Origin of the sequence: Xanthomonas sp. LMG 8993 (assembly GCF_009835065.2) — a bacterium.
Classification (GTDB): domain Bacteria; phylum Pseudomonadota; class Gammaproteobacteria; order Xanthomonadales; family Xanthomonadaceae; genus Xanthomonas; species Xanthomonas arboricola.
Genome location: NZ_QVIF02000002.1, coordinates 20,977 through 46,482, shown reverse-complemented (window position 1 = coordinate 46,482; position 25,506 = coordinate 20,977). Strand labels below are relative to the sequence as shown.

The following is a 25,506-nucleotide window of genomic DNA, read 5'->3' as shown; positions in this document are numbered from 1 at the left end:
CCGATGATCCGCCGATCCCTCGTCCTGGCGCTGGCCGCCGCCCTGTCTCCGATGGCTGCGAACGCCACCGATCTGCTGCAGGTCTACGAAATGGCCCGCAACGGCGATCCGCAGCTGGCAGTGGCCGAGTCCACTCGCCTGGTCAATCGGGAAGGTCAGGTGCAGGCGCGTGCGGCGTTGTTGCCGCAGTTGGACGGCACCGCCGGGTACACCCAGTCGCACCGCGAGCTGGAAGGCGTGGATGGCCGCTCGACCACCAAGCAGCGTCAGTACGCGATCCAGGGCAACCAGACCATCTTCAACTGGGCGCAGTTCGCCAATCTGCGTGCACAGCGCGAAGTGGCCAAGGCGGCGGACTTCACGCTGGAATCGGCCAACAACGACCTGATCACCCGCACCTCGGCGGCGTATTTCCAGGTACTGGTCGGCATCGAATCGCTGGCGGCGGCAGAGACCAACGAAGCGGCCGCCAAGAAACAGTTCGACTACGCCGACAAGCGCCTGGAAGTGGGCCTGGCCCCGATCACCGACGTGCACGAAGCGCGTGCCCAGTACGACCAGGCGCGTGCCGATACGATCAATGCGCGCAACACGCTGAAGGATTACTACCAGGCGTTGACCGAGCTCACCGGCCAGCCGGTGGTCAGCCTACGTGCACTGCCGGAAGAGTTCCGTCCGGAAGTACCGGCCGCCTATGCCAACGTCGATCAACTGGTGGCCACCGCCATCGCCGACAATCCGGCGTTGAAGGCGCAGCAGTTGCAGGTCAGCGCCGCCGAGGCGCAGGTCAATGCCGCGCGTGCGGGCCACTACCCCACCTTGAACCTTGGCGCCAATATCGGCCGCACCAACAGCTGGGGAGGCGCAGGCACCGTCGATCAGGCGGCCGGCAACTTCACTACCAGCGGCCGCGACATCGATACCGATTCGATCGGCATCACGCTGTCGATTCCGATCTTCGCTGGCGGCGCCACCCAGTCGGCCGTGCGTCAGGCGCTGTCGCGTCGCGATATCCAGCAGGACACCTACGAGCAGCAGAAGCGCGCGCTGGATCGCAACACGCGCAATGCCTACCAGACCGTGGTCGCCGGCATCAGCGAAGTGGAAGCACGCCGCCTGGCCGTGGTCTCGGCACAGGCCGCATACGACGCTTCGCAGGTGGGTCTGGAAGTCGGCACGCGCACCGTGCTGGACGTGGTGCAGAACCAGCGCACCTTGTTCCAGGCGCAGTTGAACTATGCGCAGTCGCGCTACAACTTCCTGCAGAACCGTCTGCTGCTGGGCCAGGCGATCGGCAAGCTCGACATCACCGACCTGCAGGACGTGAACCGCCTGCTGTCGCAGGATGCCGAGTCCAAGCTGCAGGGCAGTGGCTCGCTGCAGTAATGCGGGCGGATAGGTAACTAAAAAGGCGGGCGCAGGCCCGCCTTTTTTATGTCCGATGCACACGCGTACCTGGCTGCGTGCGATCCCTGCGATGACTGCGGCATTAGCCGCTGATCTGCGACTTGGCTGCAGGGCCCTTGCCCGCCCACCATCGCGGGACACGCCGCAAGTAGGTCCCAGTAAGCTCTTACGCGGCCTCCATGCCGTGTCAGGTCCCGCGACGGTGAACGGGCAAGGACCAGTCGAGATGGTCGGCATGCAGGTTTGCAAGCAATTTCAACAAAGCAACCGGCGAACTCTCTGCTGCGGTGTCCTCGCCGGTTGCGGGACCGTGTGGCGGCAGGGATGCCGCCACCGAGCCTCCACGGACCGATTCACGGCGTGTCCCGCGAGCGGCGAGGACACCGCACGCTCGACCAATGCGGCTGGAGACTCTCCAGATGACGCCCAAAGCGGCTGATCACACGACTGCGCGATCGCCACGTCCTGCTGGCACTCCAAGGCCGTTGGATGACGCGCATTAGCGTGACTGTGGCAGGATCACTGCAACGCTGCAGTGCAGGCGCAGTGACATCCTCAGGACGCCGCGCCTTCGCTCACCACCGGTGGCAGGTCCGGCGCGATCTGCACCAGCGTCCGCGCCACCGCACCCTTGCCATTGGCGACCAAGGCCAGCCCCGCCGCGGCCATCGCCTCGCGCTGGGCTGGGTCGCCGAGCAGGCGCGCAAGATCGTGGTAGACGCAGTCGGCATCGTCGCAAATGGCCACCGCATCGGCCTCGCGCATGCGCCGCGAAATCTCCGAGAAATTGTGCAGATGCGGGCCGGTGACTGCCGGCGTGCCGACCGCCGCCGGTTCGAGCAGATTGTGCCCGCCGATCGGCTGCAGGCTGCCGCCGACGAAGGCGACCTGCGCGCAGGCGTAGAAGCTCATCAGCTCGCCTAGGGTATCGATGACAAACACCTTGTCGCGCGCCTGCGGCCATTGCTGGCTCTTGCGCGTGGACACGGCCCAGCCACGCTCGCGCGCCACGGCCTCGACCTTGGGAAAGCGCTCCGGGTGGCGCGGCGCCCATAACATCAGCAAGTCAGGAAACTGCAGCAGCAGGCGCGCATGGATGTCGGCCACGGCCACTTCCTCGCCTTCGTGCGTGCTGGCGGCAATCCACACCGGCCGCGTTGCCGGCACATGCGTATGGAACTGCGCGACCAGCGCCTGCAACTGCGCAGGCGCGGCGATATCGAATTTGAGATTGCCCAGTGCGATCACCTGGTCGGGCCGCGCACCCAGCGTGATGAAGCGTTCGGCATCGTCGTGCGACTGCGCCGCCACGCAGGTGACGCTGCGCAGCGCGCGGCTGATCAACGGCGCCAGCAGGCGATAGCCACGCAGCGAGCGTGCCGACAACCGCGCATTGAGGATGTACACCGGAATCCTGCGATCGCGGCAGCCGAACAACATGTTCGGCCACAGTTCGGTTTCCAGGATCAAGGCCAGGCGCGGGCGGAAATGCTCCAGGAACCGGCCGACGCTGCCGGGTACGTCATAGGGCAGATACACGTGGTCCACCGCATCGCCCCAGACCGCGCGCACGCGCTCGGAGCCGGTGGGGGTGATGGTGGTGATGACCCAGCGGATATCCGGACGCTGCGCGCGCAAGGCGTTGACCAGCGGCGCGGCGGCATTGACCTCGCCCACCGACACCGCATGCACCCATACGCGCGGCCGACCGCAGGCATGCGTGTAGGAGGCATAGCGCTCGTTCCAGCGGTTGAAGTATTCGCGCACGCGAAAACCGCGCCACACCAGGTGGTACACCGTCACCGGCAGCAACAGGTACAACAGCGCCGAGTACAGTCCGCGCAACAGCCATTCGATCGGGTCTTTCCGCATCGCTGCAGGATACGGGAGCGTTGCGGCGTGCGCATGTGCACGCTGCCGCGCGCGCATGATCCCTTAGAATTGGCGAATGTCCGAACCCGCCAACGTCGCTGTCCGCCCTTCCCTGCGCAACCCCAGGCACTGGCCGATGTATCTGGCCCTTGCCGTCATGGTGATCGCCGGGCGCCTGCCCTGGACACTGCAGCGCGCGCTCGGCCGTGGCGTGGGCTGGATCGCGATGCGCCTGGCCGGCACGCGCCGGCGCGCTGCCGAGGTCAACCTCGCGCTGTGTTTTCCCGAACAGAACGATGCCTGGCGGGCGCGGCTGTTGCGCGACAGTTTCGATGCGCTGGGCGTGGGCCTGTTCGAATTCGCGCGTGCCTGGTGGGGCAGCATCGATGCCATCCGTCCGGGCGTGCAGGTCGAAGGGCTGGAACATCTGCAGCGTCTGCAGGAACAAAAGCGCGGCGTGTTGCTGGTGTCAGGCCACTTCATGACGCTGGAGATGTGCGGGCGGCTGCTATGCGATTACGTGCCGCTGGCCGGCATGTACCGCAGGCATCGCAACCCGGTGTTCGAATGGGCGGTCAAGCGCGGGCGGCTGCGCTATGCCACGCACATGTTCGCCAACGAGGATCTGCGCGCCACCATCAAGCACCTCAAGCGCGGCGGTTTCCTGTGGTACGCGCCGGATCAGGACATGCGCGGCAAGGACACCGTGTTCGTGCCGTTCTTCGGGCATCCGGCCTCCACCATCACCGCCACCCACCAGTTGGCGCGGCTGACCGGCTGCGCGGTGGTGCCGTACTTCCATCGGCGCGAAGGTGGCCGCTACATCCTCAAGATCGCACCGCCGCTGGCAGACATCCCCTCCGACGATGTGATCGCCGATACCGCGCAGGTCAATGCGGCGATCGAGGACATGGTGCGCGAGGCGCCGGACCAGTACCTGTGGATCCATCGGCGCTTCAAGCGCCAGCCGGGCGGGCGCAGCGAATTTTATCGCTGATGTCGGCCGGTCTCAGGCCTGCGCTGCGTGCAGCCGCAGCAGCGCACGGACGTGCGGCGAGTCAGCGCGGCAGGGGCTGATCTGCGTCGTCGTTGAGCAAGGCACCGGCATACAGGCCGGCCAGCATCAGGCTCAGCCCGCCCCAGAAGCTGGAATAGAACGCCAGATGCGTATTGAGCGGGAACACGGTTGCCACCAGCGCGATCATTGCCGGGCGTGCCTGCGCGCGCGCGGCCAGGCTGGAATAGCGCCACGCGCGCCAGGCCTGGGCCGCACCGGCCAGCCACAGCAGCAAACCGATCACCCCGGTTTCGGCCAGGATTTCCAGCACGATCTGGTGCGCATGGAAGGCCGGCCCGTCGCCCCATGCCGGCGCCTGCGCGGGGGCCGGATTGCAGGCCGGATACGCCTGCCGAAATCCGCGAGCGCCCACGCCATTGAGCGGATGCGCGCGGATCATGCACAGCGCCGCGCCCCAGATCTGCGCACGCCCGGACAGGGCCTGGTCGACGCCCTGCTCGCCATCGCTGAAGGCCAGGGCGGTGCGCTGGATGCGCTCGCGCGCCTGCGGCGCCACCGCCACCACGCCGGCCGCCAGCAGCGCGCCGATCAGCGCCACTCCCAGCAGGCGACGGCCACCCAGCAACTGCCAGCCGGACAACAGCACGATCACGCCATAGGTGATCCACGACGCCCGCGAACCGGCCAGCACCAACACCACCCCGACCGCCGCCGCAGCGCCTGCCCAGGCCCAGGCATGGCGCCGGCCCAGCGCCAGCAACAGGAAGGGCGACAGGCTGGCCAGGGTCTGGCCGAACTTGAGGTTGCACGGCCCCAGCACGCCGCTGAGGCGGTCGACCAGGGCCAGCTCCTGCGGCGTGCACAGGCCATGCCCGCTGATCAGCTGCTTGATCTGATCCAGGCCGAAGAACAACGGGCTGTTGCCGAACGCGGCCTGCAGCAGCGCATCCAGCGTCCACACCGCGCCGATCACTGCCAGGCCGGTGAAGGTGCGCCGACGCCGCTGCGCATTGGCCACCGCGATCGCGCACAACCACATGAAAGGCAGATAGCGCAGATCGGTGGCCGACTTGCGCAGCGCGCGGCCCACGTCCACCGCATCGAACGCCGACAGCATCTGCGGCAACCAGTACGCGAAGAACAACACAGTGGTCAGCGCCCAGGCCGCACCGCTGAGCAGCCGGGTGCCGCCGCGGAAGCGCGCATGCAGCAGGCGATACGCCGCAAACAGCGCGCCCAGCGACAACACCGTCTCGGCCAGCCCGGGCGTGGGCCACAGGGCCACGAACAGGATCACCCACAGCGGCGCCCAGCGACCGGCATCGGGCGTCAGCACGGACGCGGGAGGGATGGCCTCAGCGGCGGAGTTCGTCATAGACCTTCAGGGTGGCCGCTTGCATGGCTTGCAACGTATAGGGAAGCACGGCGGGCGCTGTCGGCGCCTGCTGCAGCAAATGAAGCGCCTGGGTGCGCAAGGCAGCGGCATCGAAGGCCGGCACCGCGCCGCCGGGTTGCAACTCGGCCAGCAGCTCGCCGACGCCGCCATGCGCCCACCCCAGCACTGGCCGGCCTACCGACAAGGCCTCCACCACGGTGCGGCCGAAGGCCTCGGGTTTGCGCGACAGCTGCAGCACCAGATCGCTGGCGGCGTAGGCCTCGGCGATGCGTGCGGTGGGTTCGGTGAAGGCGACCGCCTCGGCCACGCCCAGTCTGGTGGCCTCGGCTTCCAGCTCGCGCAGATAGGCCTCGCGGCCCGGCTCGCGCGCGCCCGGCAGCCACAACCAGGCCGGCACGCCGGCAGCGCGCACGTCGGCGAGCAGTTGCAGACCGTCGGCATGCCCCTTCAGCCGGGTACCGCGCCCGGGCAGCAGCAGCAGTGGCGCATCGGCCGGCAAGCCGGGCAGCATGCTCTGTGCCCAGGTGCGCGCGCGGCGATCCGGATGCGGGCGACGCGGAAACTGCGCGATATCGACACCGCGCGGTATCGTGCGCAAGCGCGCGCTGTCGGTCTGCGGATAGTGCGTGCAGACGTACTCGCGCACCGTCTGCGACACGCAGATCACCCGCTCGCCGTAGGTCATCACCGCGCTGTAGCGGCTGGGCGAGTTGAGCCCGTGCACGGTGGTGACAAAGCGCGGCCGCGTGGCCTGCGGCATGCCGCGCAACGCGTACCAGCCCAGCCAGGCCGGCAGGCGCGAACGCGCATGCACGATGTCGGCGCCCAGTTCGGCGAACAGCCGGCGCAGGCCGACCACATGGCGCAAGGTCAGCAGCGACTTGCGCCCGATGTCCAGGGTGAGATGTTCGCCACCGGCCTCCAGCAGCGGCTGAACCAGGCGACCGCCGGCCGACACCACCACCGCGCGGTGGCCGGCGCGCACCAGCGCAGCAGCGATTTCCAGGGTGGAGCGCTCGACGCCGCCGGACTGCAGCGCCGGCAGCAGTTGCACCACGGTCAGGCGGTGCATCCGGCCAGGATCAGTCGGCGAGCACGAACAGCGCGCCGCAGTACGGGCACTTGGCTTCGCAGTTGGGCTCGTCTTCGATCGGCAGGTATACGCGCGGATGCGAGTTCCACAACGCCATCTGCGGTGTCGGGCAGCTCAGCGGCAGATCGCTGCGATGCACGGTGTAGCGCGATTCGGCATTGGCGGGCGCGGTGGCGGTCTGGCTCATGGCGGCACGATCGTAGAGGCAAAGGCAGAGCGCGGATTCTAGCAGCCTGCGTGGTGATCGGCCCATTGAGCGGGTGACGCCGGTTCGGGTGGCGATGGTCTCGGCGCCAGCGCGGGCGCCGGCAACCTCGAGAGATGCTAAAGATCCAGCAGCGCCTGGCCCCCTACAGGCACGGCAGCGCCACCCCACCCGGACATCGCGCTTATCATCGCCTGACCATGGCGCACCGCCCCGTGCCTGCGCCCCGTGTCCGGATCGCCCGCAGCACTCGGCCGGACCTGCCCTGCGGCATCGCACCCTAAGGAGACATCGCCACGTGACCTCGTCTGTTGTGCTGTTGCACCCGCGTGAGCTGTGGCTACGGCTGGTTGTCGCCCTGGGCTGCGCTGCGCCGCTGTCGGTGAGCGCGGCGATTGAGTTTTCGAGTTCGTTCGAGCCCGGGCAGCCGTTGCCGGTGAGCGCAGCGGCAGGCGATGTGCAGATTGCCATCGGTACCGGCCCGGCCGCGCCATATGCGGCCAAGCCCAACGCCGGCTACAGCGGTGCGCATGCATTGCGGTATCAAGGTCATGCCGCAGGTGGGCGGCGCACCCTGTTTACCGCCGATGTCCCGATCGGTGCCGATACGACGCTGTCGTGGCTGGTATTGCCGGAGAGTGTGGGCGGCGAGCATGTGGCATCGACCTATGTGTCACTGGATCTGCTGCTGGACGACGGCACGCGCGTGTCTGCCAGCGCTGCGCGGGATCAGCATGGCGTCGCGCTATCTGCGCAGGCGCAAGGCGAGTCGAAGACGCTGTATCCGCAGCAATGGGCGCGCAAGGCGGTGCGGCTGGGCGACGTGCCCGGCCTGCGTGGCCGCCGTGTGCGTGCGATCGAGCTGGACGTTGCGCCGCCCGCAGGCGCGACCAGTGCCGGTTGGATCGACGATATCGCGCTTGCCGAGGTGCCGCTAACGCCGGCAACGCGTCCGTCGGATTGGGTGCTGACCACGCGCGGCACGCAGTCCAATGGCACGTTCTCGCGTGGCAATAATTTCCCTGCAACGGCCGTGCCACATGGCTTCAACTTCTGGACGCCGGTGACCGATGCGGGCACGCTGACCTGGCTGTATCGCTGGAACGAACACAACGATGCGGACAATCGCCCGCGCCTGCAGGCATTGTCGCTCAGCCATCAGCCCAGCCCGTGGATGGGCGACCGCCAGACCTTTCAGGTGATGCCGTCGTTGGCCGCCGGCGTGCCGCCAGCCGATCGCAAACAGCGAGCACTGGCGTTTTCGCACGCCAATGAAACTGCGCGCCCCTATCGCTACGCGCTGCAGTTGGACAACGGGATCCAGGCCGAGATCGCACCGACCGACCATGCCGCGCTGTTCCGCTTTCGCTTCCCGGCACAGGGCGATGCCAATCTGGTGTTCGACAATGTGGACGCGCGCGGCGCGCTGCGCCTGGATGCGGCAACACAGACGCTCTCCGGCTACACCGATGTGCGTAGCGGGCTATCGACCGGGGCCACGCGCATGTATGTCCATGCCAGCTTCGACACGCCGTGGAAAGCCAGCGGCCTGAGCGACACCGGCCGGCCCACCGGCTGGATCAAGTTCGATGCAGGCAGCACCCGGCAGGTGCAGATGCGCATTGCCACCTCGCTGATCTCACTGGATCAGGCCAGGCACAACCTGGCCCTGGAAATCGCGCCGCAGGCGACATTCGAGCAGGTTGCCGCGCGTGCGCAGGACGCCTGGGATGCGTTGCTGGGACGCCTGGAGGTGCCCGATGCCACCGCCGACCAGAAGACCACGCTGTACTCCAACCTGTACCGCCTGCACCTGTATCCCAACTCCGGCCACGAGAACGTCGGCAGCGCCAGCGCACCGGACTGGCGTTACGCCAGCCAGAGCAGCTGGTCGGACGACAACATCGATGGCAGCGCGGTGCGCAGCTTTGCGCCGATCCGCGATGGCCGGGTCTATGTCAACAACGGCTTGTGGGACACCTTTCGCACCGCGTGGCCGGCGTACGCCTTGTTCGCCCCCGACGATGCCGGTGCACTGGTGCAAGGCTTTCTGGAGCAATCGCGCGCGGGCGGCTGGGTGGCGCGCTGGTCGTCGCCTGGCTATGCCGATCTGATGGTCGGCACCAGTTCCGACGTGGCCTTTGCCGATGCCTGGCTCAAGGGCGTGCAGGGCTTCGATCCGCTCGAGGCGTATGTTGCCGCACGCAAGAACGCCACCGTGGTGGCGCCCGACAGGCATGTCGGCCGCAAGGGCATGGCGCGTTCGACCTTTCGCGGTTATGCCGATACCGACACCCACGAAGGCATGTCGTGGTCGATGGAAGGCGCACTCAACGACTTCGGCATCGCCAACATGGCCGATGCGCTGGCCACACAGGCGAAAACAGCCACGGCGCGCGAGCGTTACACGACCGAGGCTGTGTATTTCCGTCACCGCGCGGCAGGCTATTCGGCCTTGTTCGACCCGGCGATCGGGTTCTTCCAGGGCCGCACCCCGGACGGCACCTGGCGCGTGGACGCGGCACGGTACGATCCGCGCGTCTGGGGCCACGATTACACCGAATCCAGCGGCTGGACGTTTGCGTTCACCGCACCGCACGATGGGCAAGGCCTGGCCGCGTTGTATGGAGGACGCGCCGGTCTGGCAGCGAAACTGGATACGTTCTTCGCCACCCCCGAGACCGCCGAGGCCAGGTTCGCCGGCTCTTACGGCTCCACCATCCACGAAATGACCGAAGCGCGCGACGTGCGCATGGGCATGTACGCGCACAGCAACCAGACCGCGCACCATATCCCGTGGATGTACCTGTACGCCGGGCAGCCGTGGAAGACGCAACGCCTGACCCGCGAGATCCTGGCGCGCCTGTACCTGGGCAGCGAGATCGGCCAGGGCTACCCCGGCGATGAGGACAATGGCGAAATGTCGGCGTGGTATCTGCTCGCAGCGATGGGCTTGTATCCGTTGCGCATGGGTACGCCGGACTATGTGATCGGCTCGCCGCTGTTCACGCAGGCCAGCCTGCGTTTGCCGAACGGCGGGACGCTGACGGTCAATGCGCTGCAGAATTCGCCGCAAAACGTGTACGTGCAATCGCTCAAGGTCAACGGCAAGCCCTGGCGCAAGACCTGGTTGCCGCATGCAGACATCGCCAGGGGTGCGACGCTGGACTTCGTCATGGGGCCGACGCCCTCGCGCTGGGGCACCGGGCCGGACGATACGCCGCCATCGCTGACGCCTGCGGGTGAACGCCCTGCCCCCTTGCGTGATGTGCTCGGAGACACGGCGCGCATCACCCTGGCCGATGGTGGCGATGTCCCGGCACTGCATGACGACGATGCCGGGACGGTCGCTGCAGTTGCATCGGCATCGGCACTGACGTTCAGCGGCATGGCGCGCGGCACGCCGACGCTCTACACGCTGACCAGCGGCAACGCGGCGATTGCGGCGAGCGGATGGACGCTGGAAGCGCGGACGGCCGATGGTGCGTGGAAGGTGGTCGATCAGCGCCGCGAGGAAACGTTTGACTGGCCATTGCAGACGCGGCCGTTTCGCATTGCCTCCCCGGGTGCGTATGCCGAGTATCGGCTGCGATTCAGCGCACCTGCGAAACTGCAGCTTGCGGAGATCGAGTTGCTGGGGGCTGAGCCTGCGGTGCGTTGAGGCGCAGGTCTCGCATCGCTGATTGCGCTGCTTTCTGCAGGCAGGTGACTGCGGGATGCAGGCACCCGCTCACGCAATCGACGGAATTGCACGGGGGCTGCCGGAGCGGGGTTTTACTGCAAGGTCAGCAGCGCTGGCGATCGTACCCCCCCCTTTCCGCGCGCCGGCCCGCTTGCGGCGCGGGCGCTTCAAGGCACGCGTTCCAGTGGCGCGCAAGCAGTGCCTTGTCGCCCCGATGGGAGAGGGGCGTTGGCGCGGCACGTGGGGTGCCGCTAGCGATCGGTCTTTGATGTTCTCCCGGTGGGGGATCTCAATCGCTATTTTTTTCGCTGGCGGTCTTCTCGGCATCGCGCTGCCGGCGGATCTGCGCATCCACCGCCGCAATCGCGGTCATGTTCATCACCCGGCGCGAGGTGGCGCTGGTGGTGAGGATGTGCACCGGCTTGGAGATGCCCATCAGGATCGGGCCGATCGCCACGCCGTCGGTGAACACGCGTACCAGGTTGTAGGCGATGTTGGCCGCTTCCAGGTTCGGCAGCACGAACAGGTTGGCCCGGCCCTTGAGCGTGCTGTTGGGCATGATCTGCTTGCGCAGCGCCTCGTCCCAGGCGGTGTCGCCCTGCATTTCGCCGTCGATGTTGAGCTCGGGCTTGCGCTTGAGCAGGGCTTCGCGCACCTGGCGCATCTTCAGCGCATCGCGCGAGTCGTGGCTGCCGAAGTTGGAGTGCGACAGCAGCGCGATATTGGGCTCGATGCCGAACAGCTTGAGGCGGTATGCAGCCTGCAGCGTCGCCTCGACCACCTGCTCCACGGTCGGGTCTTCCTGCACATGCGTGTCCAAGAAGAAGAACACGCCCAGCTGGTTGATCACGCCGGTCATCGCCGAGGTGGAGCTGACCCGCGGCTCCAGCGGAATCACGCTGCGTGCGTAGCCCAGCTTCTTGTGGAAACGGCCGACCACGCCGGACAGCATCGCATCGGCTTCGCCACGCGCCACCATCACCGCCGCGATCAGGGTCGGACGCGAGCGCATCAGTTCCTTGGCGGCGGTGACGGTCACGCCGCGACGCTCGGTGAGCGCGTGGTAGTACTGCCAGTATTCGTTGAAGCGGGGGTCGTCGAGGATGTTGGTGATCTCGAAGTCCACCCCGGCGGTCAGGCGCAGGCCCATGCGCTCGATGCGCGCCTCGATGACGTCCGGGCGGCCGATCAGGATCGGGAACGCCAGGCCTTCGTCGACCACGTTCTGCACTGCGCGCAGCACCACTTCCTCTTCGCCCTCGGCATACACCACGCGCTGCTTGTCGGCGCGCGCGCGGTCGTAGACCGGCTTCATCATCAGGCTGGTGCGGTAGACGAACTGGCCGAGCTTGTCGCGATAGGCCTCCATGTCGGTGATCGGGCGCGTGGCCACGCCGGAATCCATCGCCGCCTGCGCAACGGCGGACGACAGCTCCACCAGCAGGCGCGGGTCCAGCGGACGCGGAATCAGGTATTCCGGGCCGAAACTCGGGGTCTCGCCGCCGTAGGCCGCGCCCAGGTCCGAGGCCTCGCGCCGCGCCATCGCCGCAATCGCCTTGACGCAGGCGATCTTCATTTCCTCGTTGATGCCGGTGGCGCCCACGTCCAGCGCGCCGCGGAACAGATACGGGAAGCACAGCACGTTGTTGATCTGGTTCGGGTAATCCGAACGCCCCGTACCGATGATGCAGTCCGGACGCACCGCCTTGGCCGCTTCCGGGGTGATTTCCGGGTTGGGATTGGCCAACGCGAAGATCACCGGCTGGCGCGCCATGCTGGCGACCATCTCCGGCTTGAGGATGCCGGCCGCCGACAGGCCCAGGAAGATGTCCGCACCCTCGACGATCTCGGCCAGGGTGCGCTTGTCGGTGTCGCGCGCGTAGCGCTGCTTGTCCGGGTCCAGGTCGGTGCGGCCGGTGTGGATCACTCCGTCGCGGTCCAGCGCCAGGATGTTCTCCGGCTTCAGGCCCAGCGAGACCAGCATGTTGACGCAGGAGATGCCGGCCGCGCCCATGCCGGTGGTGGCCAGCTTGACCTCTTCGATCTTCTTGCCGGTGACCACCAGCGCGTTGAGCACGGCGGCGCCGACGATGATCGCGGTGCCATGCTGGTCGTCATGGAACACCGGGATGTTCATGCGCTCGCGCAGCTTGCGCTCGACGATGAAGCACTCCGGCGCCTTGATGTCTTCCAGATTGATGCCGCCGAAGGTCGGCTCCAGGCTGGCGATGATGTCGACCAGCTTGTCCGGGTCGTTCTCGTTGATCTCGATGTCGAACACGTCGATGCCGGCGAACTTCTGGAACAGCACGCCCTTGCCTTCCATCACCGGCTTGGAGGCCAGCGGGCCGATGTTGCCCAGGCCCAGCACGGCGGTGCCGTTGGTGATCACCGCCACCAGATTGCCGCGCGCAGTGAGCTCGCTGGCCTGGGTGGGTTCCTCGACGATCGCCTCGCAGGCGAAGGCCACGCCCGGCGAATACGCCAGCGACAGATCGCGCTGGGTCAGCATCGGCTTGGTCGCGGTGACCTTGATCTTGCCGGCCGGCTGCTGGCGGTGGTAGTCGAGGGCGGCCTGTTTGAAGTCGTCGTTGGACATCGGCTGTGTGGGTCTCGAAGGCGCAGGAGGGCTGAATTCTACCCTCCTGCCTGAACAAGGGCCTGTCGCGCAGCTGTCGGCGTGGCAGGAAGATCGCAGGCTGCAGCGCGTCGTGCGCGGCGGCCAGGGTGGGCTGGAAGCGGAAACGGCCCTGCACCCCGCCGGCAGCGCCGACGGAATACAGGGCCGTAGGAAGCATCAGCGTGCGCTGATCGGGGCGACGACGTCGGTCGAGGCCACCGGTGCCTGCAGCGGCGGCGAGCCGCCATCCAGCACCAGCTTGAGCTGGTCGCGGTCCAGCGCATTTTCCCAACGCGACACCACCACGGTGGCAACCGCGTTGCCGATGAAGTTGGTCAGCGAGCGGCACTCGCTCATGAAGCGGTCCACGCCCAGGATCAGCGCCATGCCGGCCACCGGCACGTCCGGCACCACCGACAGCGTGGCGGCCAGGGTGATGAAGCCGGCGCCGGTCACGCCGGCCGCGCCCTTGGAGCTGAGCATTGCCACCGCCAGCAGGGTGATCTGCTGGCCCAGGCTCAGGTCCACATTGGTGGCCTGGGCGATGAACAACGCGGCCAGGGTCATGTAGATGTTGGTGCCATCGAGATTGAACGAGTAGCCGGTCGGCACCACCAGGCCCACCACCGACTTCTCGCAGCCGGCCTTCTCCATCTTCTCCATCAGCGACGGCAGCGCCGACTCCGACGAGGAGGTCCCCAGCACCAGCAGCAGTTCGGCCTTGAGGTAGCGGATTAGCTTGAGCACCGAAAAGCCGCACAACCGGCACACGATGCCCAGGATCACCAGCACGAAGAACAGCGAGGTCAGGTAAAACGACCCCACCAGCCAGGCCAGGTTGACCAGAGATTCCACCCCGTACTTGCCGATGGTGAAGGCGATCGCACCGAACGCACCGATCGGCGCGGCCTTCATCAGCATGTGCACCAGGCGGAACACCGGCGCGGTCAGCGCTTCCAGGAAGCTCAGCACCGGGCGGCCACGCTCGCCGACCAGGGCCAGCGCGATCCCGAACAGCACCGCCACGAACAGCACCTGCAGGATGTTGCCATCGACGAAGGCGCTGACCAGCGTGGCCGGGATGATGTCCATCAGGAAGCCGACCAGGCTCAGCTCGTGCGACTTCTGCACGTAGGTATTGACCGCGCTCTGATCCAGCTCGGCCGGGTTGATGTTCATGCCGGCGCCGGGCTGCACCACGTGCGCCACGATCATGCCCACGATCAACGCCAGCGTGGAGAAGAACAGGAAGTAGGTCATCGACTTGGCGAAGACCCGGCCCACCGTCTTGAGGTGGGTCATGCCGGCGATGCCGGTGACGATGGTCAGGAAGATCACCGGGGCGATGATCATCTTCACTAGCTTGATGAAGGCATCGCCCAGCGGCTTCAGGCTTTCGGCGAAGGCCGGCTCGAAGTGGCCCAGCAGGGCACCCAGGACGATCGCCACCACCACCTGGAAATACAGCTGACGGTAAAACGGGACGGGCGCCGGCAAGGGGCCGGCAGGCTTGCTGATGTGCATGACGCCACTCCGAGGGAACATAGAGGGTGCCTGAGCAGGTACCCGGTGCGGGCATTCTGGCCGTACGTCACAGCCCGAGCCGATAGCCCATTGGTACTACGCACTGTCCCCGGGCTGAACGTCGCCTTACACTTCAGCCGCGCCACCACCGGCCGTTAATTCCGTTTAACGTAGACACCGATTCCTGTGTTGTTGGCCGTCCGGAACCTGCGCGCTTGCTGAAGCTGTTCAGTGCGACCGCCATGGCAGGACGCCCGGCCCCTTCTCCTTGCCGAAGACCACACCTATGCGCCTCAATCCGCTCGTTCTCGCGTTGGCCATCGCCGCCGCGCCCGCTGCCGCCAATGCGGCCACCTCGCTGGAAAACTGGCCCACCAAATACACCTTCGGGGATGGCACCGAGCTCGGCCTGACCGGCAACTATGCCTACGACGACAACAATTTCTCCGGCGACGACCGCCTGGAAGACCGCACCGACTTCCGCCGCAAGGAATTCGGCGCCACCCTCAAGAAGAAGGGCGTCTACGACGCCATGGTGTATTTCGACTTCGAGTCCAAGCTGTGGCTGGACGTGTTCTTCCGCGTCGAGACCAAGGCGCTGTTCGGTCAGGACTACGGTCGCGTGCGGATGGGCTACATGAAAGTGCCGGTGGGTCTGGAAGCGGTGCAGAGCTCGCGTGCTGGCAGCTTCATGGAACTGGGCCTGCCGATCCAGGCGGTGTTCCAGGGCCGTCGTACCGGCGTGGAATGGACGCTGGAGCGCCAGCAGTACCTGCTGCAGGCCGGCGCCTACGGCGGCAAGGACCTGCAGGGCGACAACCCGGGCACCACCCAGGCCGTGCATGCCGCCTGGACCCCGTTCAAAGCCGAAGGCAACGTGCTGCACCTGGGCCTGGCCGGTTCGGTGGAAAACCCGCGCGGCTTCAGCGACGGCCGCGGCGTGTCGTTCAGCCCGCGCGTGCGCCTGCGTGCCCGCCCGGAAGCCGGCTTGACCGACGTGCGTCTGATCGACACCGGCACCATTCTCGACGTGGACCACGTGATCCGCGCCGGCGTGGAAGCGGTGTGGATCCACGGCCCGTTCTCGCTGCAGAGCGAAGCGCTGCGCGCCGAGGTGGCGCGTAACGACAACCTGCCGCATTACATCGCGCAGGGCCAATACCTCTACGGAACCTGGACGCTGACCGGCGAGTCGCGCAGCTATGCCGGCGGCGTACCGGGCAACATCAAGCCGGCGCACGACTACGGCGCGGTCGAGCTGACCGCCCGCTACAGCCGCCTGGATCTGGAAGACAACCGCGTCAGCGGCGGGCGCCAGCACGACACCACCATCGGCGCCAACTGGTACCTCACCAGCCACTTCAAGATGCAGGCCAACTACAGCTGGGTGGATGCCACGCGCAACGGCGTGCATGAGACCCCGCATGTGATGGAGCTGCGCGCGCAGGTGCAGTTCTAAGCCTTATCGCGCAACGCTGACGCGGGCCTGGTCGGCCGCGGCTTGGCTTCGGTTGACCGCTTCAACGCGGCAACCTGGCCGCTCACGCAGCATGCAGCCCACTGCGGCCGCCTCCTTCCGGGGATGCGGCCGCCGTCGTTTTGGGGGCACCGTGGCGGCGATGGACGCAGGCCACTGCGCCGATGGCTGCACGATGGATCGGCGCACCGCCATACTTGTCGGCATGTACGCCTCGCAACGCCGCCGTCTGCTGCTCACCCTGACCATCGTGTTGGGCGGCATGCTGGTGGCCATGCTGGCGGCCGGGCATTTTGTCGAACAGAACGCCCTGCACGAGGAAAGTGCCACCGTGCGGCGCCAGCTGCGCCTGTACGCGCAGGCCCTGCAGCAACGCATCGATCGCTATCGCACGCTGCCGCAGATCCTGGCGCTGGACCCGGAACTGCGCGCGGCCGTTTCCGGCCCGTTGTCGCCCGCGCAGGTGGAGCGGCTCAATCGCAAACTGGAGCGCGCCAACAATGTCACCCAATCCTCCACGCTGACGCTCATCAACCGCGACGGCATTGCGCTGGCTGCCAGCAACTGGCGCGCGGCGCGCAGCAACGTGGGCGTGGACTACGCCTTCCGCCCGTATTACCAGCAGGCATTGGCCAATGGCAGCGGCAGTTTCTACGGCATCGGCATGACCACCAGCGAACCGGGCTACTTCCTGTCGCAGGCCATCGTCGATGCCGGCGGCCAGGTGCAGGGCGTGGTGGTGATCAAGATCGCGCTGGCCGCGCTGGAACGCGAGTGGTTGCAGACCCCGGACATCGTGCTGGCCTCCGACGCGCATGCGGTGGTGTTCCTGGCCAGCCGCCCGCAGTGGCGCTACCGCATGCTGGCCCCGCTGAGCCTGCGCGATCGCAGCGAATTGCGCAGCACCCGCCAGTACGCCGACCAGGGCTTGCTGCCGCTGCGGCGCCGGCTGATCGAGCAGACCGGCAACGGTGGCGTGCTGGCCGAGGTCAGCGACCCACCGCTCGCCGGCCCGGTGCTGTGGCAGACCCTGGAGGTGCCCGAAAGCGGCTGGCGCCTGCATCTGCTGCACGACACCCGCGCCAGCGCAGCGGCCGGCCGCGCCGCGGCGATTGCCGCGGCCGGTGCGTGGTTGGCACTGGCCTTGCTGTGGTTGTTCGTGCAGCAGCGGCGGCGCCTGTCCGCGTTGCGTCAGCGCAGCCGGCACGAGCTGGAAACGCTGCTGCAACAACATGCCGAAGAACTGCGTACCGCGCAGGATGGCGTGGTCACCGCCGCGCAACAGGCCAACGCCGGTCTGAGCCGCAGTCTGGAACACCTGCCGCAGGGCGTGGTGGTGATCGACGAGGCGCTCAATCTGGTGGCGTGGAATTCGCGCTATGTGGAGCTGTTCCGCTTCCCGCCCGAACTGCTGAAGATCGGCCGGCCGATCGAAGACCTGTTCCGCTTCAACGCACGCCGCGGCCTGCTCGGACCGGGGCCGATCGAAGCGGCGATCGAACGCCGCCTCAATCATCTGCGCAGCGGCAAACCGCATATGCGCGAGAGCGAAAAGGAAGACGGCACCGTGCTGGAAATCCGCGGCAATCCGCTGCCCGATGGCGGATTCGTCACCAGCTATGCCGACATCACCAGTTACAAGAACGCCGCGCGCGAGCTGCGCTCGCTGGCCGATGCACTGGAACACCGCGTGGCCGAACGGACCCGGGACCTGGCCGCGGCCAAGCGCGAGGCCGAGAGCGCCAATCGCTACAAGACCCGCTTTGTCGCCTCGGCCGTGCACGACCTGCTGCAACCGCTCAACGCCGCGCGCATGTTCGTCTCGGTCCTGCGCGGACAGGTGGGCGAGGCCGGCAGCGCGCGCGTGGTCGACAACATCGAAGGCGCGCTCGCCGCGCAGGACGCCATCCTCAACAGCCTGCTGGATATCTCGCGGCTGGAGGCCGGCAGCCTGAAGACCCAGGTGCGCGATTTCGCCATCGCCCCGCTGCTGGAAACGCTGGCCCGCGAGTTCGGCATCCTGGCCGAAGACCGCGGCCTGCTGCTGGACTGGGTGCCCACGTCCGCGGTGGTGTTGAGCGATGAAAACCTGCTGCGGCGCATCCTGCAGAACTTCCTGTCCAACGCCATCCGTTACACCCCGCGCGGGCGGGTGCTGATCGGTTGCCGTCGTCGCGGCGGCTGGCTGCGCATCGAGGTGCACGACCAGGGGCCCGGCATTCCCGAAGCCTTGCAGGAAGAGATCTTCGAAGAATTCCGGCGCCTGGACGACGGCGTGGCCAACGATCGTGGCGCCGGCCTGGGCCTGGCCATCGTCGAGCGCATCGGCCGGCTGCTCGGCCACCGCATCGGCCTGCGTTCCACGCTGGGCAGCGGCAGCGTGTTTTCGGTAACCGTGCCGCTGGGCGAACGCGCTGCGATCGTCAGGCAATTGCCGCCGCCAACCACCACCACCGCAGAAAACGCCAACGACCCGATCCTGCACGGCTGCCGCGTGTGGTGCGTGGACGACGACCCGCGCGTGTGCGAGGCCAGCCGTGCCCTGCTGGAACGCTGGGAATGCCGCGTGGACTTTGCCGGCGGACCCGATGAGGCATTGGCCACCGCCAGCCCCGACGAGGTGCCGGAGCTGTTGTTGCTGGATGTGCGCATGGGCGAGCACTACGGCCCCATGCTGCTGCCGCAGTTGGTGCAACGCTGGCAACGCGAACCGCGCGTGATCCTGGTCACCGCCGAAGCCGACCCGGCGCTGCGCGAACACGCGCTCGACCTGGGCTGGGGATTCCTGACCAAGCCGGTGCGCCCGCCCGCGCTGCGCGCACTGGTCACCCAGATGTTGTTGCGGCGCGGATAGGTTGCCCGGCTGCCGGCACGGCATGCGGCCTAGCAGTTGATGCAGAGCGGTAGTACGCGCACTACTCAGGACCGATCTGCGCATCGGCAGCTCGAGACAGCGTTTGTTTCTACGCCCTGGATCGATAAACGCCCACGCCTCGCGGACGCCCTGCATGCACCTGCTGCGTGCCACGTTCGTCGCATCGCCGCCAGGTCGAGTCGAGCATTGCTCCGGGGCGGGTTGATGTTCAACGCGCATCAGTCGATGAGAAAGCAGCAATTATCAATGCCGGCCCGCTCCACCAGAATCGATCGCCTCACCTATCAGACGCACGTGCATACCTATCGTGGAGGGCGATCTATGCAGACTTCGAACCTTGAGGCAACGCGGCAGTCGAAACTGGGGATGGTGCTGAGGGTGACCTCGGGCAACTTCCTCGAGCAGTTCGACTTCTTCCTGTTTGGTTTCTACGCAACCCAGATCGCCGCGGTGTTCTTCCCGGCGAGCAACGAATTCGCCTCGCTGATGATGACCTTCGCAGTGTTTGGCGCAGGCTTTCTGATGCGCCCGCTGGGCGCGGTGATCCTGGGCGCCTACATCGACGATGTCGGGCGTCGCCAGGGCTTGATCGTCACCCTGGCGATCATGGCCAGCGGCACGGTGCTGATCGTGCTGGTGCCGGGCTATGCCAGCATCGGTTTGTGGGCACCGGCACTGGTGCTGCTCGGACGGCTGCTGCAGGGCTTCTCGGCGGGTGCCGAAATGGGCGGTGTGTCGGTGTATCTGGCCGAGATGGCCACGCCGGGGCGGCGCGGCTTCTATGCCAGTTGGCAATCGGCCAGCCAGCAGGTGGCCATCGTCGCTGCGGCCGCCATCGGCTATGCGCTCAACCAGCTGATGCCGCCGCAGGATCTGGCGCAGTGGGGCTGGCGGATTCCCTTCGCCATCGGTTGCGTCATCATCCCCTTCATCTTTTTGCTGCGGCGGAGCCTGGAAGAGACTGCGGAGTTCGCGCAGCGCACCCAGCGGGTGACGATGAAGCAGGTGATGCGCGGGCTGGCGAACAATGCCGGCACCGTGATTGCCGGCGGCTTGATGGTGGCACTGACGACGACCGCGTTCTATCTGATCACCGTGTACGCACCGACCTTCGGCAAGAGCGTGCTCAAGCTCAGCACCGGCGACGCCTTGATCGTGACGCTGCTGGTGGGCATCTCCAACTTCCTCTGGCTGCCGATCGGCGGCGCGCTCAGCGACCGCTTCGGCCGTAAGCCGTTGCTGGTGACCATGGCGGTGGTGTGCGCACTGAGCGCCTATCCGGTGCTCGCGTTCCTTGCATCCGCGCCGAGCTTTGCGCATATGTTGCAGGCGCTGCTGTGGCTGTCCTTCCTCTACGGCATCTACAACGGCGCCATGATTCCCGCGCTCACCGAACTGATGCCGGCGCATGTGCGGGTGGCGGGCTTCTCGCTCGCCTACAGTCTGGCCACGGCAGTCTTTGGCGGGTTTACGCCGGTGATGTCGACCTGGCTGATCCATGTCAGCGGCGACAAGGCGGCCCCTGGGTACTGGTTGGTGTTCGCGTCGGTGTGCGCACTGTTGGCGACGCTGTTCCTGTATCGCCGGCATGGCAACGCAGCGGCAGCGACCGGCCTCGATACGGCTGCGGGAGCGGCGAAATGATGCGGGCTCTCTGGAAAAAATTGCTCGCTGCGGTTGTCACCACGGCCCTGCTGTCGCCGGCCGCAGCCGCGCAGGATCTGACCGTGATGACCTCCGGCGGTTTCACCGCCGCCTTCGAACGTCTGGCGCCGCAGTACAGCAGGCAGACCAGGGTGAAGGTTGCGACACTGCATGGCCCTTCTATGGGGCAGACGCCGCAAGCCATTCCCAACCGGCTTGCGCGTGGCGAGCATGCCGATGTGGTGATCATGGTGGGCAGCGCGCTGCAGAAACTGATCGATGCGGGACTGGTGGATCCGGCATCGCGGGTGGAGCTGGCCGATTCCCGGATCGGCATGGTGGTGCGCAGTGGCGCACCCAAGCCGAAGATCGGTACCGTCGAGCAGTTCAAACACGCGTTGCTGCAGGCCGATTCCGTTGCCTATTCCGACAGCGCCAGTGGTGTCTACATCGAGACCACGCTGTTCAAGCAGCTGCAGATCCAGGACCCGATGATGGCCAAGAGCCGCAAGATCGAACGCATCCCGGTGGGCTCGGTGGTGGCCGACGGCAGTTATCAGCTGGGCTTTCAGCAGATGGCCGAACTGCTCCCGGTGGCAGGCGTGGATGTTGTCGGCAAGATCCCCGAACCGCTGCAGTCGATCACGCGCTATGCGGCAGGCGTGCCGGTCAGCGCGGATCATCCCGCAGCGGCCAGGCGCCTGCTTGCCTACCTGCAGTCGGGTGACGCGCAGGCGGTTGCGCGCGCGACCGGCCTGGATCCGGTCTCACCGTGAGCGCGCGGGCATCCGTCGCACCAGTTCCGCCAGTTCGAGCGCGGTCGGTGTCAGCGTCCGCCCACGGCGTTTGAGGATCCCCACGTTGCGCAACACCTCCGGTTCGACCAGCGGCACCGCCGCCAGCACCGGATGCGGGCCGGAAGGCATGGCGATCGAAGGAACGGCGGCAATGCCGACGCCGGCCTCCACCAAGCCCAGCAATGTAGTGACGTGGCGGGTTTCGCAGATGCTCGGCTGCTCCGGCGTGAATGCAGACAGCGCCCGGTCCAGCACCAGCCGGTTGCCCGAGGTCTTGTCGAGCGTGATGTAGTCATGGCCATAGGCTTCCTGCCAGCTGACCTGCTCGCGCCCGGACAGGGGATGGTCCCGGCGGCAGGCAATCACATAGCGCTCCTGCAGCAACGGCTCGAACTCGACCTCCGGTGCCAGGTTGCCGCTGAAGCTGACGCCGAAATCCGCCTCGCCGGAGGCCACTGCCGCACTGACGTGACTGGCGCTGCCATCGAACAGCCTGATGCGGATCTTCGGAAACAGCTGATGCAGCCCGTGAATCGCCTGGGGCATGAAGTAGTACGCCGCAGACGGCACGCACGCCACGGTCACCGTGCCCATCCGGCTGGATCCGGCGTCGCCGATGCTCATCAGCGCCATGTCCAGGTCGTCGAGCATGCGCTCGACCTGCGGCATGAACGCCTGCCCGACCGTGGTGAGCGCGACCTTGCGCGTGGTGCGCTCGAATAGTTTGACGTTCAACGCCGACTCGAGCTTGTCGATCCGGCGGCTGAGCGCCGGCTGGGTGATGCGGATGCGTTCGGCAGCGCGGCGGAAGCTGCCGTTTTCGGCAACGGCACGGAATGCCTGTAGATCGTTGAGGTCGAATTTGATGGTCACGATGCCGCGGCTGCGAGGTTCGATGGCGGTCGCCATAGCATAGACAGTTGCCTGCTGCGCTGCGTGCGCAGACGCGTGCAGATGCGGCGCGCGCGGCTTGCAACATTCGTGCATGAGGTCATCGCCGCAGGAATGCACAGGCCTGTTTCCGACGCAGGTGATACCTGCACGCGCGGCGCATGGCTCGGGCATCGCCGCGATGCTGCCAACTCGCGCATTCGCAGCGCACGACGCTGCGGCATGCCCAGCGTGGCGGCGCTCGCGCCTGCTAGAATGGCGATAATGATTCCCATTTAATCTTCACCTTTCGCGTTGCCGTGCACATGCTGCGTCTGTGCCGACCGCGCCTTGGAGTTCCTTGCCCGATGAAGTCTCCCGTCTCCGGATCGGCCGGCATGCCGTTCGTTGCCACCTTCTGCCTGCTCGCCTCTGCCACCGCGTCCGCGCAATCGGACGTCACCGACACGCTGGACACCGTGGTGGTCGCCGCCTCGCGCTCCAACATGACCGTGGCCGAATCGCCGCAGACGGTGTTGATCATCGACAAGGCGCAGATCCAGCAGCAGCTGACGATCTCCAGCAACTCCTCCGACCTGCTCGCCAACCTGATTCCCTCGTACACGCCCAGCCGCGGCAAGATGAATGGCAGCGGCGAAACCCTGCGCGGGCGCACGCCGCTGATCCTGATCGACGGCGTGCCGCAGTCCAATCCGATCCGCCCCACCGGGCGCGAAGCGCACACCATCGACTATGCGATGGTCGAGCGCATCGAAGTCATCCAGGGCGCCAATGCCATCAACGGCCTGGGCGCCACCGGCGGCACCATCAACATCATCACCCGGCGCCCACAGGACGGCTCGTTGAACCAGCACATCGACGTGCAGGCCACCGCACCTACCTCCGAAACGCGTGCGGAAACCACCAGCGTCGAGACCCGCTACCGCGTGGACGGCCGCTCGGACAGGCTCGATTACCTGTTCTCGGCCAGCTACAGCGACCAGGGCCTGTATGTGGATGGACAAGGCCGGCCGATCGGCGCCGACAACACCCAGGGCGACCTGATGACGTCCAAGAGCTACGACGTGCTGGCCAAGCTCGGCTACGCGCTCACCGACACCCAGCGCCTGAGCGTCAGCGTCAACCGCTACCGCATCAAGAACGACAATGACTACATCGGCGTCGCCGGCAACCGCGCGCAAGGCCTGCCCACCAGCTCGGTGCGCGGCACCCCGCAAGGCACCGCGCCCTGGAACGATGTGCTTACCTCCAGCCTGTCGTACACCCATGACGATCTGGCCGGCATGCAGCTGAGCGCGATGGTGTTCAACCAGGAATTCGAAGGGCTGTTCGGTGCCGACAACTCGTCCACGTTTCAGGACCCGCGCATCGCCCCGGTCGGCACCTTGTACGACCAATCGCGTTCGGTCGCCTCCAAGTGGGGCAGCAAGATCAGCCTGACCAGGGACGACCTGCTCGACAGCCGGCTCAAGCTCACCGGCGGCGTCGACCTGCTGGCCGACACCGGCAAGCAGGATCTATACGGCACCGGGCGGACTTATGTGCCCGAGTCGGACTACCGCAATCTATCGCTGTTCGTGCAAGGCGAATACAAGCTGCTGCCCACGCTGACCCTGCACGCCGGCGTGCGCCGCGAAGAAGCCGAGTTGCAGATCGACAGCTACCAGACGCTGTGGCGCTACAACCGGGTCGCTGTCGAAGGCGGCACGCTCGACTTCAACCAGACCCTCTACAACACAGGCCTGGTCTACACGCCGCTCGAGGGTGTGAGCTTTTTCACCAGCTATTCCGAAGGCTTCGGCATGCCGGACGTGGGCCGCGTGCTGCGCGCGATCAACACGCCGGGCACGCGCGTGGCCAGCCTGAGCACGCTGGAGCCGATCCTGACCAAGAGCGTGGAAGCCGGCACCCGCCTCACGCGCGGTGCCTTCGATGCGGACCTGAGCTACTTCCAGTCCAACTCGGACCTGGGCACGCGCGTGGTGCCGATCAACGGCGCCTTCATGATGAGCCGCGAAAAGACCCGCGTGCAGGGCGTGGACGCCAGCCTGGGCTATCGCCTGGATGCGGCACATCGCCTGCGCCTGTCCTATGCCTACACCCGTGGCCGCTACGACAGCGATAACGATGGGCAGCTGGACGCACGCCTGGATGGGCTCAACGTGGCGCCCAACCGGGTGATCGCCTCGTGGTCGGCGCAGTGGACGCCGAAGTTCTCCTCGTTCGTGCAGGCCCAGCATGCCTTCAGCCAATCCTTCGACGAGGCCGACAAGCGCTTCAGCGGCTACACGCTGGTGGATGCGACCTTCAACTACGCGTTGCCGCGTGGTGCAGTGCGCATGGGCGTATCCAACCTGTTCGACAAGCAGTACATCACCTACTACTCGCAATCGGCCCTGGTCGAACCGCTGCGCTACTTCGCCGGGCGCGGCCGCACCATCACGCTGGGCTATTCGCTGGATTTCTGATGGCGTGGCGTGATTGCCAGCAGCGCGCGCGATACGCCTGCGCACGCGTGCTGCTGCGCATGGATGCCGATTCGTTGCGTCGTTTAGATGCAGTCAACAGCCTGGGCGGTCGAGGGCGCGGTGCCCTCGCCGCCCGCGGGACACGCCGTGAATCCGTCCGTGGAGGCTCGGTGGCGGCATCCATGCCGCCACACGGTCCCGCAAGCGGCAAGGCCACCGCACAAGACAGTTTGCTGGCTGTTTTATTGAAAGCCATGCGCACCAATCAACTCGACTGGTCCTTGCCGGCCCACCGTCGCGGGACCTTACGCGGCATGGATGCCGCGTAAGAGCCTACACGGACGTACTTGCGGCGTGTCCCGCGAGGGTGGGCGGGCAAGGGCCCTGCAGCGAAGTCGCAGACATCAGCGTCTTGGTCGCTCAATCGCCTCCCAGTGGCGCGCATTCCTGCGTGACGATGCCGAGGTGACGGTCCGGACGATCGGGCAAGAATGCCGGATCACCAGGCTCACGCCGACCCGGCGGCCCGCGGCACAG

General features: G+C 66.7%; 16 protein-coding genes. 9 read left to right on the top strand and 7 right to left on the bottom strand.

Annotated features, from left to right (window positions below; genetic code table 11):
• The first annotated feature begins 3 nt into the window (after window positions 1–3).
• Window positions 4–1,386 (top strand): TolC family outer membrane protein, encoded by a 1,383-nt coding sequence (locus DYQ94_RS03455; RefSeq protein ID WP_102580728.1) that lies wholly within the window; start codon window positions 4–6, stop codon window positions 1,384–1,386.
• A 576-nt stretch (window positions 1,387–1,962) separates the two neighbouring features.
• Here DYQ94_RS03455 and waaA read toward each other — a convergent pair.
• Window positions 1,963–3,279 (bottom strand): lipid IV(A) 3-deoxy-D-manno-octulosonic acid transferase, encoded by a 1,317-nt coding sequence (waaA, locus tag DYQ94_RS03450; protein ID WP_126966885.1) that lies wholly within the window; start codon window positions 3,277–3,279, stop codon window positions 1,963–1,965.
• Between the two features lie 76 nt (window positions 3,280–3,355).
• Here waaA and DYQ94_RS03445 point away from each other — a divergent pair, with 76 nt between their 5' ends.
• Window positions 3,356–4,276, top strand: coding sequence for an LpxL/LpxP family Kdo(2)-lipid IV(A) lauroyl/palmitoleoyl acyltransferase (locus tag DYQ94_RS03445; protein WP_126966886.1), 921 nt, complete (start codon window positions 3,356–3,358; stop codon window positions 4,274–4,276).
• Between the two features lie 61 nt (window positions 4,277–4,337).
• Here the strand turns inward: DYQ94_RS03445 and DYQ94_RS03440 are convergent, their stop codons facing one another.
• From DYQ94_RS03440 to DYQ94_RS03430, 3 genes are read right to left on the bottom strand one after another with little or no spacing between them, the layout of a single operon-like run.
• Entirely contained in the window at window positions 4,338–5,672 is a 1,335-nt protein-coding gene (locus tag DYQ94_RS03440) for an O-antigen ligase family protein (RefSeq protein ID WP_126966887.1), read from the bottom strand.
• Window positions 5,653–6,765 (bottom strand): glycosyltransferase, encoded by a 1,113-nt coding sequence (locus DYQ94_RS03435; protein WP_126966888.1) that lies wholly within the window; start codon window positions 6,763–6,765, stop codon window positions 5,653–5,655. Before DYQ94_RS03435 ends, DYQ94_RS03440 begins: the two co-directional genes overlap by 20 nt.
• 10 nt (window positions 6,766–6,775) lie before the next feature.
• Entirely contained in the window at window positions 6,776–6,973 is a 198-nt protein-coding gene (locus DYQ94_RS03430) for a zinc-finger domain-containing protein (RefSeq protein WP_016902555.1), read from the bottom strand.
• 316 nt (window positions 6,974–7,289) lie between these two features.
• Here DYQ94_RS03430 and DYQ94_RS03425 point away from each other — a divergent pair, with 316 nt between their 5' ends.
• Window positions 7,290–10,652: a GH92 family glycosyl hydrolase gene (locus DYQ94_RS03425; protein ID WP_126966889.1), complete on the top strand. Its 3,363-nt coding sequence runs from the start codon at window positions 7,290–7,292 to the stop codon at window positions 10,650–10,652.
• A 310-nt stretch (window positions 10,653–10,962) separates the two neighbouring features.
• On the opposite strand, the gene DYQ94_RS03420 is transcribed toward DYQ94_RS03425, so the two are convergent.
• Together DYQ94_RS03420 and DYQ94_RS03415 are read right to left on the bottom strand one after the other, a co-directional pair.
• A complete protein-coding gene (locus DYQ94_RS03420; protein WP_024938976.1) occupies window positions 10,963–13,272 on the bottom strand; it encodes an NADP-dependent malic enzyme in 2,310 nt (769 codons plus the stop codon).
• 198 nt (window positions 13,273–13,470) lie between these two features.
• Complete coding sequence (locus DYQ94_RS03415) at window positions 13,471–14,817, bottom strand: dicarboxylate/amino acid:cation symporter (RefSeq protein ID WP_016902552.1); 1,347 nt, start codon at window positions 14,815–14,817, stop codon at window positions 13,471–13,473.
• A 286-nt stretch (window positions 14,818–15,103) separates the two neighbouring features.
• Here DYQ94_RS03415 and DYQ94_RS03410 point away from each other — a divergent pair, with 286 nt between their 5' ends.
• The 4 genes from DYQ94_RS03410 (at window position 15,104) to DYQ94_RS03395 (ending at window position 21,589) form a co-directional block, all read left to right on the top strand.
• Window positions 15,104–16,276: an OprO/OprP family phosphate-selective porin gene (locus DYQ94_RS03410; RefSeq protein ID WP_016902551.1), complete on the top strand. Its 1,173-nt coding sequence runs from the start codon at window positions 15,104–15,106 to the stop codon at window positions 16,274–16,276.
• 223 nt (window positions 16,277–16,499) lie between these two features.
• On the top strand, window positions 16,500–19,148 hold the full coding sequence (locus tag DYQ94_RS03405) for a hybrid sensor histidine kinase/response regulator (protein ID WP_126966900.1): 2,649 nt from the start codon (window positions 16,500–16,502) through the stop codon (window positions 19,146–19,148).
• Window positions 19,149–19,463: 315 nt separating this feature from the next.
• A complete protein-coding gene (locus tag DYQ94_RS03400; protein ID WP_126966901.1) occupies window positions 19,464–20,813 on the top strand; it encodes an MFS transporter in 1,350 nt (449 codons plus the stop codon).
• Complete coding sequence (locus tag DYQ94_RS03395) at window positions 20,810–21,589, top strand: substrate-binding domain-containing protein (RefSeq protein WP_126966890.1); 780 nt, start codon at window positions 20,810–20,812, stop codon at window positions 21,587–21,589. Before DYQ94_RS03400 ends, DYQ94_RS03395 begins: the two co-directional genes overlap by 4 nt.
• Here the strand turns inward: DYQ94_RS03395 and DYQ94_RS03390 are convergent.
• Window positions 21,581–22,483: a LysR family transcriptional regulator gene (locus tag DYQ94_RS03390; protein WP_026064333.1), complete on the bottom strand. Its 903-nt coding sequence runs from the start codon at window positions 22,481–22,483 to the stop codon at window positions 21,581–21,583. The genes DYQ94_RS03395 and DYQ94_RS03390 overlap by 9 nt on opposite strands.
• Window positions 22,484–22,848: 365 nt before the next feature.
• Between DYQ94_RS03390 and DYQ94_RS03385 the strand changes: the two genes are divergently transcribed.
• Window positions 22,849–24,969, top strand: a complete 2,121-nt coding sequence (locus DYQ94_RS03385; protein ID WP_237474986.1) for a TonB-dependent receptor — start codon at window positions 22,849–22,851, stop codon at window positions 24,967–24,969.
• The gene (locus DYQ94_RS03380) at window positions 24,969–25,298 is read left to right on the top strand and encodes a hypothetical protein (protein WP_164738958.1); all 330 of its coding nucleotides are present in this window, start codon (window positions 24,969–24,971) and stop codon (window positions 25,296–25,298) included. Before DYQ94_RS03385 ends, DYQ94_RS03380 begins: the two co-directional genes overlap by 1 nt.
• The last annotated feature ends 208 nt before the right edge of the window (window positions 25,299–25,506 follow it).